At 33.5% G+C, this 13885-nt stretch carries 13 protein-coding genes; 3 read left to right on the top strand and 10 right to left on the bottom strand.

The features are described from left to right. Positions 1-194: 194 nt before the first annotated feature. From PXD56_RS08935 to PXD56_RS08925, 3 genes are all read right to left on the bottom strand, one after another. The gene (locus tag PXD56_RS08935) at positions 195-1052 is read right to left on the bottom strand and encodes a helix-turn-helix domain-containing protein (protein WP_276492989.1); all 858 of its coding nucleotides are present in this window, start codon (positions 1050-1052) and stop codon (positions 195-197) included. A 103-nt stretch (positions 1053-1155) separates the two neighbouring features. Then, on the bottom strand, positions 1156-1668 hold the full coding sequence (locus PXD56_RS08930) for an ankyrin repeat domain-containing protein (RefSeq protein ID WP_276492988.1): 513 nt from the start codon (positions 1666-1668) through the stop codon (positions 1156-1158). A gap of 55 nt (positions 1669-1723) precedes the next feature. Next, positions 1724-3244 (bottom strand): catalase, encoded by a 1521-nt coding sequence (locus PXD56_RS08925; protein WP_276492987.1) that lies wholly within the window; start codon positions 3242-3244, stop codon positions 1724-1726. A gap of 108 nt (positions 3245-3352) precedes the next feature. Here PXD56_RS08925 and PXD56_RS08920 point away from each other — a divergent pair, with 108 nt between their 5' ends. Next, entirely contained in the window at positions 3353-4276 is a 924-nt protein-coding gene (locus PXD56_RS08920; RefSeq protein ID WP_276492986.1) for a hydrogen peroxide-inducible genes activator, read from the top strand. 9 nt (positions 4277-4285) lie between these two features. Here PXD56_RS08920 and PXD56_RS08915 read toward each other — a convergent pair whose 3' ends face one another. From PXD56_RS08915 to PXD56_RS08895, 5 genes are all read right to left on the bottom strand, one after another. Continuing rightward, entirely contained in the window at positions 4286-5275 is a 990-nt protein-coding gene (locus tag PXD56_RS08915; RefSeq protein WP_276492985.1) for a 2-hydroxyacid dehydrogenase, read from the bottom strand. Positions 5276-5349: 74 nt separating this feature from the next. Then, the gene (locus PXD56_RS08910) at positions 5350-5922 is read right to left on the bottom strand and encodes a DUF2911 domain-containing protein (protein ID WP_276492984.1); all 573 of its coding nucleotides are present in this window, start codon (positions 5920-5922) and stop codon (positions 5350-5352) included. Positions 5923-6087: 165 nt separating this feature from the next. Continuing rightward, positions 6088-6642 carry a porin family protein gene (locus PXD56_RS08905; protein WP_276492983.1) on the bottom strand — a complete coding sequence of 185 codons (555 nt, stop codon included), beginning with the start codon at positions 6640-6642 and terminating at the stop codon, positions 6088-6090. A 213-nt stretch (positions 6643-6855) separates the two neighbouring features. Next, on the bottom strand, positions 6856-7617 hold the full coding sequence (locus PXD56_RS08900) for an SDR family NAD(P)-dependent oxidoreductase (protein WP_276492982.1): 762 nt from the start codon (positions 7615-7617) through the stop codon (positions 6856-6858). A 113-nt stretch (positions 7618-7730) separates the two neighbouring features. Next, a complete protein-coding gene (locus tag PXD56_RS08895) occupies positions 7731-8459 on the bottom strand; it encodes a phosphatase PAP2 family protein (protein ID WP_276492981.1) in 729 nt (242 codons plus the stop codon). Between the two features lie 182 nt (positions 8460-8641). Between PXD56_RS08895 and PXD56_RS08890 the strand changes: the two genes are divergently transcribed. Together PXD56_RS08890 and PXD56_RS08885 are read left to right on the top strand one after the other, a co-directional pair. After that, a complete protein-coding gene (locus PXD56_RS08890; RefSeq protein ID WP_276492980.1) occupies positions 8642-9484 on the top strand; it encodes a 1,4-dihydroxy-2-naphthoyl-CoA synthase in 843 nt (280 codons plus the stop codon). Positions 9485-9875: 391 nt separating this feature from the next. After that, positions 9876-11792, top strand: a complete 1917-nt coding sequence (locus PXD56_RS08885; protein WP_276492979.1) for a hypothetical protein — start codon at positions 9876-9878, stop codon at positions 11790-11792. A gap of 283 nt (positions 11793-12075) precedes the next feature. Here the strand turns inward: PXD56_RS08885 and PXD56_RS08880 are convergent, their stop codons facing one another. Beyond that, positions 12076-13410 (bottom strand): serine hydrolase domain-containing protein, encoded by a 1335-nt coding sequence (locus tag PXD56_RS08880; protein ID WP_276492978.1) that lies wholly within the window; start codon positions 13408-13410, stop codon positions 12076-12078. 64 nt (positions 13411-13474) lie between these two features. Further along, positions 13475-13879 (bottom strand): DUF2452 domain-containing protein, encoded by a 405-nt coding sequence (locus tag PXD56_RS08875; RefSeq protein ID WP_276492977.1) that lies wholly within the window; start codon positions 13877-13879, stop codon positions 13475-13477. Positions 13880-13885: the final 6 nt, after the last annotated feature.

The raw sequence follows: 13885 nt of genomic DNA, 5'->3' as shown, positions 1-13885 counted from the left end.
AATTTTGTTGATTTGTGTTATTTTACACTGCAAAACTAAAGTGAGACTACTTATATAGGATTATCAAAATGATGCTAAGAATGGTAAATATGAGATTTTCCCTAATATTAAAGAGGATACATATTTAAGACTTGTGTCCTTTAAATTTAAAATTGTATTTGTAAGAATGGCTCTTATTATTGCCTTTAAGTAGGTTATTTATTCTTAAATGCCTTAGGTGATAATTGAACTTTATTTTTAAAAAATTTGGTAAAATTGGTCAATTCATCAAAACCCAATTCAAAAGCAATTTCCTTAAAACTTAAATCTGTACTGACAATTGCGCGCTTGGCTTCTAAGATTACATAGTTATCTATAAAGGTTTTGGCTGTATCTAATGTAAATTCTTTTACTACTTCATTCAAGTTTTTGGTAGTAATTGATAGCATTTTTGCGTAATCTTTTACGTTTCTAGTTTTTATGTAGTTTTCTTCGACCTGGTTTTTAAACGATATAAAAACAGCATAATTTTTTGAATTATTTTGAAGAACGTTTTCATTGTTTTTGCGTTCTAACTTCAATAAATATAAATCTAGAAGCGCCGCAATAATATTATTACGAGCAAAGGAATTACTGTTTGCCAATTCTAAATTTAAATGATTTAAGAACTTGTTATTTAGCTCTTCATAACTAGAAATAGGAGAGGTAACATGATAATTATATAGGTGGGAAATAATATTGATGGAAGATTTTGAAAAGTGATTCATAACAAACTCCTCCGTAAACAACACTAAAAAGCCTTTATAAGTTGCATTTTTTTGAAATGCATGAACTTGACCTTTTGCTAATTTTAGCACTGTTCCTTTATTTAACTTGTAGTCAATTAAATCTACTTGATGCGTACCGTTGCCCTCTGTAACCATTAACAACGCAAAAAAATGAATTCGATGTGGAAGGGTAGGATTGTGGTCCTCAATCTCAGGAATTCTAGAGAAAAAATTGGTTAGATTTAAACACTCAAAACTATTGGAATTGTCAGCATCTTGAAATGATACGTTGGGAATATTTTTCAAGGTTTACGTTTTTATTACATATGTTGGTGTAATAAAAATAAGCTATTTCAAAGTGTTGAAATAGCTTATAACTGAACTATTAAATTTCAAAATTTATAAGTTATTATTTTAGTAGGGTAACAATCTCTTCATTACCCTGCATTTGCGCATGTTTTAGAGCCGTGTTTCCTCTATTATCCATGATAGAAGTTTCTGCATTATGATCTAATAAATAACTAGCGATATCTTTGTGACCAAAAGTACTGGCATAAATTAAAGCCGTTGCATCATTGTAATTCTGCAAATTAACATTGGCTCCATTATCTATCAATAATTTGGCAATTGGTAAATTTCCTTTAAAACAAACTCCCATAAGGGCAGTATTACCTGAGGAATCTTGAGCATTTATATCACATTTATTTTCAAGTAAAAAGGCAACAGCATCTATTTGATTATAATAAGCAGCCAAAATTAAAGGGGTAAAGCCCTTTTGATCTTTTTGATCAATGCTAATATTATCTACTGTGTAAATTTCTTTTAATTTGTCAACGTTGCCGTTTCTGGCAGCATCAAATAGTTCTTGCGCTTTCATAGTTGTTGTAAAAATTAGGATAGTAATTAGTAGTAAATGTTTCATATTATAGTGAATAAATGGTCAATAAAAATTAATTCCTCACCCATTGAATTAATTTTTAGTTCATGAAATCTTTTTGAGAAAAACCTAACTCTTTAGCTACTCTCATTCCAAAATCTCTATCTGCTCGGTAGAAATAACCGATCATTGTTTTTTGAATGTTCTTATCGGTTACCTGACCTAAATCACCTGTCAAATTTTTGATCAAGTTATCTTGTTGCTGCTTATTTAAACTTCTGTAGAATTCACCTGGTTGGGCAAAGTCGTTTGTTTTAGAAATTTTCTTTTGTGTGATGGTAACATCAGTCAAAGTAGTTTCTGATTGTTTAAATTGGTGATCTTCTGCCAATGCAGCTTTTTCGCTAGGTTGGTAGTTTACATCCGGATTCTCGAATCTTTTGTTTCCAGCGCTATTCCAACTATCAGAATTGTAATTATTAGGTTCTTCCAATGGCTTGTTTATTTCCAATTGTAAAAAGTTGGGTCCTAAACGGTGTCTTTGTGTATCAAAATAAGAAAACAGTCTACCTTGCAATAATTTGTCTTCAGAAGGTTCTACACCAGGAATCAATGCTCCAGGTGAGAATGCAATACTTTCAACCTGCTCAAAGTAGTTAACAGGATTCTCGTTCAAGGTCATAGTACCTATTTTTATTTTTTCAATCTTATCCGCAGGCCAGTCCTTTGTAGCATCTAATGGCCAGAAGTCAAAAGAATGTATGTCTTCTGGTTTGATCATTTGTACATATAAATCCCATTGCGGATAATTCTTATCATCGATATCTTTTCTAAGACTTACCGTAGCATGTTGCCAATCTTTAGCTTGTTGCGCCCCAGCTTCTTCAACGGTTAAATTTTTCTCTCCTTGTTTAGAAACCCAAGAGTATTTTACATAGGTTACTTTACCTTCTTTATTTATCCATTTATATCCATGTACACTGCTACCGTTCATGAATTGGTAACCCTTAGGTATACCAAGATCAGTATATAGCCTGGTTAACATGTGCGTAGCTTCTGGAACATGTGAAAAGAAATCAAAAAACCTATTTGGGTCTTGTTTATTGGTCACCGGTGAAGGTTTTAACGAATGCACCATATCAGGAAACTTTATAGCATCTCTAATAAAAAATATAGGTAAGTTGTTACCAACAATATCATAATTACCTTGCTCTGTATAAAACTTAACGGCAAAACCTCTAGGATCTCTAGCTGTTTCTGGTGAACCTTTACCGTGTATAACGGTTGAAAACCGAACTGCCAAATCTGTTTTTTTCCCCTCTTTAGCAAATACTACCGCTTTTGTATATGCCGACATATCTTTGGTTGCCTCGAAATAGCCTGAAGCACCTGCTCCTCTTGGATGTACTACTCTTTCAGGAATACGTTCTCTATCAAAAGCAGCCAATTTTTCAACTAAATGAATATCTTCTAATAATACAGGACCGTATTCACCTACTGTTTTAGAATTTTGGTTGTCACCTACGGGAACACCCCCGTTTGTGGTCATGGTTTGATCAGTTTGAGAGAAACTTAATAAACCAATTGAAAGCATGATAAATGATGCTAATTTGTTTTTCATTTTATATAGATTTAATTTATATGTTTGTGACAAAATTCAATCAGTAGAGCTTATTAATCAAATTAATACTTTATATACTTGTATTGATAAAATTAATATATAGAAGAAATGACCTTACAACAGTTAGACTATGTTGTTGCCTTAGATACTTATAGACACTTTGTTACGGCTGCAGAAAAGTGTTTTGTCACTCAACCAACCATTACCATACAGGTTAAAAAATTAGAAGAAGAAATAGGATTTTTAATTTTTGATAAAAGTAAATCGCCATTTAAACCAACAGAACTGGGTGAAGTATTTATTATTAAAGCCAAAATCATATTACATGAGGTACATGAACTTAAGAATATGGTGAATGTGGAGCTTGACAATATTGAAGGTGAGTTTAAAATGGCGGTTATACCAACTATATCTTCTTATCTAATACCTTTAATTGCTGGTTCTTTTTCTAAAAAATACCCAAATACGGTTCTAAAAATTCAAGAAATGGAGAGCGAGCAGATAATAATGGGACTGCAAAAGAAAGAGATAGATTTAGGTATACTTGTTACTCCATTAAACGAACCATACATAAGAGAAACCAAACTGTATAATGAACCTTTTATATGTTATGCCCAAACCAATAGTTTTAGTGAAGGCAAGAAGACCATAACCGTTAAGGAAATGGAACAATTAAACAATATTTGGCTTTTGGAAAAAGGGCATTGCTTTAGAAACCAAGTATTGAATATATGCGGACAAACAAATACCGATGGCAATATTCAATTTCAAAGTGGTTCTATAGAAGCATTAAAAAAAATGGTAGACAACTACGGTGGTTACACTTTGGTACCAGAAATGGCCATTAATGATAACGACCTAGGGCAAATACGTCATTTTGTAACACCAAAACCAATTAGGGAAGTGAGTTTGGTTAGTCACCACACGTTTTCAAAAGAAGTTTTAATAGATGCTTTAAGACAGGAGATTTTAAAGAACACTCCATCAAATTTTGTTAAAAATGAGCGCTTTATTAAAATAAACTGGAGATAATAATTGTGTTTACACTACTTCGTTAGTCAGTTCGTTGTTATTTTCAAAATCCTTGATATTATCTAATGTAATAACCGTAATCTGGTTCATAGCTTCTTTGGTGAAATATGCTTGGTGAGAAGTAATCAACACATTAGGGAAACTTAATAATCTTAAAATCATATCATCTTGAATAATATGTTCAGATAAATCTTCAAAAAATAGATTTTCTTCTTGCTCATATACATCAATACCTAAATATCCAATTTTCCTGTCTTTTAATCCTAAAATGGCATCTTCTGTTTTTATTAGGGCGCCTCTGCTGGTGTTGATAATCATAACACCACTTTTCATTAAATCTATAGATTCTTTGTTTACTCTATGCTTGGTATGTTGGTTTAATGGGCAATGAAGCGAAATAATATCAGATTGTTTAAAAACTTCCTCTAAAGAATGAAATTCAACGCCCATTGCTACCAGCTCTTCATTTTCAGAAATATCATAAGCAATTATTCTACAACCAAACCCCTTTAAAATAGCGCAAAATGTTGCACCAATTTTTCCTGTTCCAATTACACCTATGGTTTTATTGCTTAGATTGAAACCAATAAGGTTTTTCAATGAAAAATTACCTTCACGAACACGGTTGTATGCTTTATGCGTTTTTCTGTTTAACGTAAGTATTAATGCTAAAGCGTGTTCTGCAACTGCTTCTGGTGAGTATGCAGGTACTCTGACCACTTTAATGTTAGCTTTTTTGGCAGCATCTAAATCAACGTTATTATAACCTGCACAACGTAGCGCAATCAATTTAATACCATTTGAAGAAAGTATTTTTATTGTTTCTTCATTAACCAAGTCATTAACAAATACACATACTACATCACAATCTGCTGAAAGTTTTGCAGTATCTGGATTTAATGCGGTTTCAAAAAACGAAAAATTATAATCGTATGCTGTATTATATTTTTCAAAATATTCTTGATCGTAAGATTTTGTACTGAATACCGCTATTTTCATAAAAGGCATATAATAGATTAATTATCATTCAAAGTTAATTTTATGTCCCTATAATTATATGACAACTATCAGTTTTAGTAGCTAATTGGTATCTCAACTCTATCCATGTCCCAAGCAATGTACATTACAGCTACACCTTGTTCAGAATCTTCAAATTGAATTGTAAATTCTTCTACAGGTGCATTACTGTGTAATACATGCGCATCTACTCTTAATACATCATTATTTTCATCGTAACTATAATGACCCCATTGGTCTACATCCTTATTGAATACAATCGTCCAAATGTCTTCTGTAGGTAGTGCATACATGGTATAGGTACCTTTACGAAGCAATTTTCCATCTATTTTTACATCTTTATAGACTTTAATTTCAGTAGCTTCATTAGCACCTAAACGCCAAATTTCATTGTATTTGACCATACCGTCAAAAACTACACGTCCTTTTTTCTGAGGTCTACTGTAATCAATCCTTACAATTAGAGTATCAGGTAGATTTCTCTCGGGAGCAAATTTTATGTCGTGAGCAAAGTGATCTGGTAAGTACACTCTATCTAACGGACTTTTATCCAAGCCTCTGAAATCTTGGGAATATCCAAGGTTTATACATACAGTGCATACTATTAGCGCCAACAAAAAATTTTTCATACTTGAGTTGTTTGTGGTTATTTATATAGGAAATTTAAGAATTATCAGTTTAGCATTTCAGTTTATTATAGATTTTATGTTCCAAAATGAGACATTCTGAAATTAAAAAAGGCTGATTAGTAAATTCTAATAATCAGCCTTTAAAACATAGTTATTGTTTATTTACTAAAATATATAATAGCCAACAGATACTTGAACTACTCCATTTTTATATTTATCTGAAAGGCCGTCTACATCATTAATATCAGATAAGCCTAAATTGTAGCGAACGGCAAAGTTAATATTGCTTCCTAATTTGTAGCCTAGACCAACATTTAAAGATAAATCGGTTTTATTAAAAAATTCTTTTACATCAGTATCTTCATTTTTTGCCGAAACTAAAAAACCGAATTGTGGACCTGCCTCAATGCTTAATCCTTTTGTAACGTAATATTTAGCCAAAAGTGGAATATTTACATAATCTAAGTTAATAGTATCATCATCTTGGCTATAGCCTTGACCCGAAAATAGTACCTCGGGCTGAAATGAAAAAGAGTCGGAAAGCGGCACCTCTGCTACCAGACCAAAATGAAACTCGGTAATAGGGTCTAAATCGTCTGTGTTGTCACCATTAATTTGCGCAAAATTGATACCGGCTTTTGCACCTAATTGAAAATCTTGTGCATTAGTTGTTGTAAATAAGAGAAAAGTGGCTACAGTGAAAAGAAAAATTTTTTGCATGATTTTTTCGATTTGTTTAATTACAAATAAAACTTATTTATGATGATTTTTCTCACTTTTCACATAGGTTTAACTTTTATAAAAATGTGCAATAAATAACTGATTATCAGATTTTAACAAATTTGTTAATTACACTATTAGTTTGTTTTAAGAATTATCCAAACCGGGATTCACAATTTATATATGTTAAAAAATAATTCTTAAATTATGGTTTTATAGCATCAATCCACCAGTTGCTTCTATACGCTGCCCATTGATCCAACCTGCATCTTCTGTACATAAAAAAGCTACAATACCACCAATATCTTCTGGTTCACCAACTCGACCAAGTGCGGTGTTACTACTAATTTTTTCACGTCTTTCCTCATTGTCCTTATTTGCACCACCACCAAAGTCTGTTCCTACAGCACCGGGAGCCACAACGTTTGCTCTTATTTTTTTATCACTTAGCTCTTTTGCAATAAACTTTGTAAATACATCTATCCCACCTTTCATACTTGCATAAGCAGATGAGCCAGGTATGGTTACACGCACCAAGCCAGATGATATGTTTATAATGCCACCACCGTTATTTAATTGTTCAACGGCATGCTGAGTTAAAAAATAAACACCTTTTAAATGAATGTTCATCATGTCATCAAAATCAGCTTCGGTAGTTTCTAGAAATGGTTTGTAAATTCCTGTTCCGGCATTGTTTACCAAATAATCAAATTTAGCTGTGCGGTAATTTTCATTTAAATACATGGAAATCGTTTTAAAGAAACTAGAGAAATTAGAGGTGTCACATGTATCTAATTGAAACGCCACTGCTTTTTGACCTAATTTTTCAATCTCTTTTACAACTTTCTCCGCAGCATCTTTTTTTGAGTGATACGTCAATATAACATCCAAACCTTTCTCAGCGATTTTTAATGCTATGTTTTTTCCTATTCCGCGGCTACCACCGGTAACCAGTGCTATTTTTGTTCTGGACATGATTCTATTTTCTGAAAGTTAATTTGTGTGGCTTTTATACTTCACTAAAGTATTAAAATCTATTCTTTAGCAGAGTTTAAGCTAGGTTGTTTTTTATTAAAATGGAATTATATTTATGTTTTGGGATCGTGTCTAAACAGCTCAATTAAATCAAAAACCAGCACACAGAAAACTACCCAAATGAATCCGGCAATGAATCCGCCTGCTATATCCGAAGGAAAATGAACGCCTAAGTATATTCTACTAATACCAATACTTAAAATGACCAATATTAAGACAGCTATCAGTATATATTTTATCACCTTTTTAATATTAAACTTAGTGACTAGAAATATTAAAAAACCATAGAAGGCCATCGCGCTCATTGCATGTCCGCTTGGGTAACTCAATGTTTCTACAGAAACTAAATGTTCAATGCCTGGTCTTGCGCGATCAATAAATCTTTTAAGTATCATATTAGAAATAGTCGCCAATGCTAAAATTAAGGTTGCTTGAACTACATATTTCCATCTTTTGAAAACCAAAAGGGATAGAAGTAAAAATATGGTGAGTACAATGAGATAACCATAGGTATCACCAACATACGTCATAAATTTAAAATAGGATGTTAGTGTTGGCGTTCGGTAAGAAATGACATAATCCGTAATTGCCGTATCATAAGTGGCTAGCGTTTCTGTCTTTAAGGTTTCTGTCAATTCTACAAATAAATTTATACCACCAACAACTATGAACAAAGCAATAATAACAGTAATTACATAGGGTAGTGTTGTGTTGTATTGGTTTAGTTTATTCGCTAAAAATTCACGAAGCTTTTTTATAAATGTAAAAAGAGATTGTTTCATGAAAAGTGCTATTCTTTATTCTGTAAACATAGTCGTATTTGTTCATATCTAATGTTTCAATGAAATTGATAACTAACTCGATTAATTTGACCTGACCATTTTAAAACTTAACTGCATATTCTAATTTGGACGAGTATACCATGAACCCTTATCTTTATACGATAATAGAATTATTAGAAATTATGAAATCACCCGATTGGAAAACAGCGATAGAATTTGATGATATTACCTATAAAAAATGTAACGGTGTAGCCCGTATTGCCTTTAATAGACCTAATGTGCGAAACGCTTTTAGACCACATACTACCAGCGAACTTATTAAGGCCTTTTATGATGCTCAAGAAGATACCTCTATAGGAGTAGTATTACTTTCAGCTGAAGGACCATCTACTAAAGACGGAATTTGGTCTTTTTGTTCTGGTGGTGACCAAAAGGCTAGGGGAGAGAAAGGATATGTTGGTCAAGATGGTCAGCACCGTTTAAACATTCTTGAAGTACAACGAATGATTCGTTTTATGCCGAAAGTGGTTATCTGTGTGGTACCAGGATGGGCAGTTGGTGGCGGTCATAGTTTACACGTGGTTTGTGATATGACTTTGGCTAGTAAAGAACATGCCATTTTTAAACAAACTGATGCTGATGTTACCAGCTTTGATGGCGGATACGGTTCTGCTTACTTAGCCAAAATGGTAGGACAGAAAAAAGCTCGTGAAATATTCTTTTTAGGTAGAAACTATTCTGCACAAGATGCTTTTGAAATGGGTATGGTGAACGCTGTAATTCCACATGATGAATTGGAAGATACCGCTTTTCAATGGGCACAAGAAGTTTTAGAGAAATCACCAACTTCTATAAAAATGCTGAAGTTCTCAATGAACCTAACCGATGATGGTATGGTTGGACAACAAGTTTTTGCAGGAGAAGCAACAAGACTGGCGTATATGACCGAAGAAGCTAAAGAAGGTAGAAATGCTTTCTTAGAAAAACGCAAACCTGATTTTGGTAAAGATAATTGGCTACCGTAAAAATGGCCGCTAGCTTTTAGTTATTGACTTTTGGCATGATTAAAAAAAGTTTGTTGGAAAGCGAAGCGTTTCCTAATTATTTAAGCAGTACTTAATACTTAGTACTTTTTACTTAATACTTTTTCATCTGTCCACCGTTACTTCCTACTGGAAACACCCTAAACTAAAAAGAGCCCGATCATTGAAGATTAGACTCTTTTACGAGAACACTATATGAAAATGAAAAATTTTTATTTCGTTTTTATTCCATAGTTTAAGTAGCCACCCCTTCCTGTGTTAAAAAGAAATGATGTGTAGAGATTAAAACATGTTGTGAATACCCGTGTTTATGTTTTTAAAGGCAATGAAATTATATTTTCGTCGTTAAACCAACTCAATAAATAATCAAATTATGCTTAAAAAACCTATTGCACTTTTTTTATTGATCTTGTCTTTTTTAGGATGTTCTAAAAATGAATCTGATGATTCACCTGAAACTCCGGAAGAGGAGATTTTGAGTGATGCCAAAGAGATTATTTCATTTAAGGTAAGTATTGACGATGAAGATTACACGGCCATAATCAGGAACGACAGTGTCTTTTATACTTTTCCTTCTACCACGGATTTAACTGCTTTGGCACCGCTAATCACCTATTCCGAAATGGCGGATATAGATCCCGCTTCGGAAGAAACGGTAGATTTTACCGGTCCGGTTAAATATACGGTAACAGCTGAAGACGAATCTCAAAAGGAATATACAGCCGTATTGGACAAATCTGATTCCGATAATGAAATTACACTGGTAACATTTGAGAATTCGGGCAGTTATAGCACGGGTTTTTACGGGCAAAATCCGGCAGATATAGATACGTTATATTATACGTTTACCTTTGCCGATATAACAGATTTAAAAGCACAGATCGAGGTATCTGAAGGATCTACTTTAGAGCCGGATCCCGCCGGAATAACTGATTATTCTTCTCCGGTCAAATATACAGTGACAGGAGCCGACGGCACAACTAATGAGATTCTTGTTTTGGCTAAGAATAGACCACTTGAAGAAGTGAGAATAGATGGTTTTGTTTCAAGTGAATTTGCTGATGTGCCTTTAGGAGGCGATATAACGTTCGAGGTGAATGAACTCACACCTTATCGCGATAGTATCCAAGTACGGTTGTTCAGTGATTTGGAGTCCTTTGACCTCGAGGTAAAGAGTATTAATGAAGAAACCAAAGAAATAACGGCAACCCTACCCGATTCCTATATAAATCACAGATTTGAACTTGAAGTTTCGATAGCAAGTGATAATACCGATGAATCTGACGGGTTTAGGTTACTTAAAGGAAGATCGAATTTCACAAGGGTGGTAACCCCTTATAACGATGGCAATCTAATACCTGTTGAGAAGGCAATATGGCCAGGGCATGGTTTAGATTTGTATGTGTATATAAAAGATGATGCTGTGGATGATCATGAATTTTTTCTGTTAAAGGATGGGGTCTATTATGAATTGATTAAAAAAGATGAGTATAATACATCCATTACATCAGGTGTTAGGGTTGAGATGCCGGAACTTCCAGATGTATTGCCAGCAGAAGGTAACGATTTTAAATTGGTCATACGAAATGCCGATGGGGATGAAGTATTTGACCTTGTCAATAGCGAAGGAAATACAATAGAGGTTGTTTTTGCCAAGGAGCCGGTAGTTAATTCTATAAGTACTGCTTCTGTACGCAAAGATGGAACTTTTAAAATATTGGGGGAAAATTTGTTTAATGGTCCTGTTATTGGTTTTGCCAACTCAAACTTTTTAAGGGAAAGAAGTAATGTGTTGCTAAGTGATGGTATGGGTAATTACTATTATGTTTATAGTGAAGAAGTAGATGCTAACGGAAACCTTATCGTTGATCTTTCATCTCGCCAATACATGCCAACGGGAACCTATCAAGTGGCTTATTCCAGTAACTATACAATCTATCCCTTAGAATACATCGGTTACAGCATTACTATTACACAACTGCCTTCAGAGCACCCTACTTTAGAGGTTGCTGACTCAAAGCTATATAGCGATAGCAATGCTACTTCTGCAAAACAGATTCTTTTGACTTTCAATGAAGATATTGGGGATTATACTATAAAAAGAATCGTAACAGGTAAAAATGAAAATGTTGTTGTAGAGAATTATTTCACTTATCCCACCACGGTATTAACAGGGGCTTTATCCAATGAAGATTATGCCTTAACGGTGAATGATCGCGACGGTTATGTTGTGGTAGAGGATAATGGCGTTGAGTATAAAATCTATTTTACTATGCAACTAGAGGATTAAAATAAATTGAGTAACTATATCAATGCCCCATATGTATGGGGCATTTTTTGTTTCTGTTTTTTTAAATACGTGATAAACTAAAAAGAGTCCGATCATTGAAGATCAGACTCTTTTACGAGAACACTATATGAAAATGAAAAATTTTTATTTCGTTTTTAATAACACTGTAAATGTATATATCATTTAGGGTTCTCTGAAAATATTGTTGCCAGACAAGAGAATTCTGTTGTGAACTACTTCAAAAATGTGGTATTGTATTGAAAAGGTTAAAATTTTGCCCCTTTTATCGAATAGATGCTATAATCTCTTTCAGTAAGGTATTGAATTGCTCATCTGTCTGTTCTTTCAATCCGGTTCTCACAACTACCAAATCTTTAGATGGTATGATGAAGATGCGTTGTCCTTGAAATCCGTTTACTGAATATAAATCTGTTGGTATGTCTTCATATTTACTTTCAGCGTTCAACCAAAAATGAGCCCCGTAGGTTCCATTAGAATTTATTGTAGGTTTTGCTACATAGTCTGACCATGATTCAGAAAAAATACGTTCCCCATTCCAGTCACCCTTGTTTAAATATAGTAATCCGAATTTTGCCCAATCTCTTGTTGTTGCCCATCCGTACGATGATAATATATAGTTTCCGGTTAAATCGGTTTCTAAAAGCATAGAACTCATCCCTATTTTATCAATCAGTTCTTTGTAAGGAAAATCCAAATATTGTTGGTGTGTATTAAATTGATCTCTGAGTATGCCAGAAAGTAAGTTTGTGGTACCAGAAGAGTAATTCCAAACTGCTGTAGGTTGAGCCACTACTTTTTTATTTCGTTGTGCCAAGGTCATATCAGAATCTAAGAATAACATACGGGTAACATCAGATATTTTAAAATAGTTCTCATCCCATTCCAATCCGCTTTGCATGCGTAAAAGATGATTAAGTGTGATATTCATTTTCTGATTCTTCATCCGTATTTCATCAGAAAATGGTTTATAATCCATATCAATTTTATCTTGATATTCTAGAATACCGTATAGCGTAGCCAAAATGCTTTTGGTCATAGACCAGCCTAGAATTTTGGTATCTTTCGTGAACCCACGAATGTACCGTTCACCAATAATTTGGTTTTCATGTACTACTAAAAGGGATCTTGTTTTTTGCTCTGGATCTTTAAAAGCATTTTCAAAAGCAACTTCTAATTTATCGTAAGCTACATTGTCTAAAACAGTATCCATTACTCCGTTATTACCGTAGGGGAAAGGCAATGTATCTTTTGCAATAAACCTGTTAGGTACAATATCAAAATTATGCTTAGAAAACTCTTTGTTGGTTAGCACTGCCCCAAGTCCCTCTTTATATACGGCTGTTCTTGGCATAAGTCCGTATACCTTGGCTGTAGCAGATTTCTCAGCTTCTAATACATCACAATCTGCCAATTTGATCAGCGGCATATTATTATCGTTCAATGTAATATCCGCAGGGTCTCTATCTGCTATAAAAACACTTGAAGCCATGTTTTTAGATGCATAGCCAGAAATTAAATTTAGTTTTGGATAATTAAAATATGCTGCGGCTATTAGGCAAATTAAGGCAATACCCAGAATCCATTTAAGCTTTTTCATTCGTGATTTATTCGTTTAAAATTAATTAAGAGATTGTTGCCAATTCCTAACTTTAGTCATTCTTTTACGCGACCTTTTCCCATGTTTTATCTGGACCTAACTTAAAGCTGCCTAAATAATTAAAATTACATTCTTCCGGTAAAATCAAGGATAAGAATGTGCTTTCATCTTTAGCTTTGTACAAATGATATTCTTTACCTACAATGGGTTCAAAACTAAACTTTGCACTGTAGACTAAGTTATTATATTCAAAATTGTCCATCAGTTTTTTATACGATTCCTGTAAGGCTTCATATTCTGCCTTAAACTGATTATTGGCACTTACAATATGAGTGTTTTTCCAAGAAGTAACGTCTGGCGGCGTTATTTTTGGAGCAGATACTCCCGTTGCAAAAGGTGATAGTTTTCCGTGATACTCTTGGGTGTCTTCGTTGAAAACAACATTATCTGGTTTCTTTTCTTTTTTCATAGCCCT

The sequence above is a fragment of the Maribacter zhoushanensis genome, from assembly GCF_029350975.1.
In the GTDB taxonomy this organism is placed as follows: domain Bacteria; phylum Bacteroidota; class Bacteroidia; order Flavobacteriales; family Flavobacteriaceae; genus Maribacter; species Maribacter zhoushanensis.
This window is presented reverse-complemented; position numbering and strand designations above follow the sequence as displayed.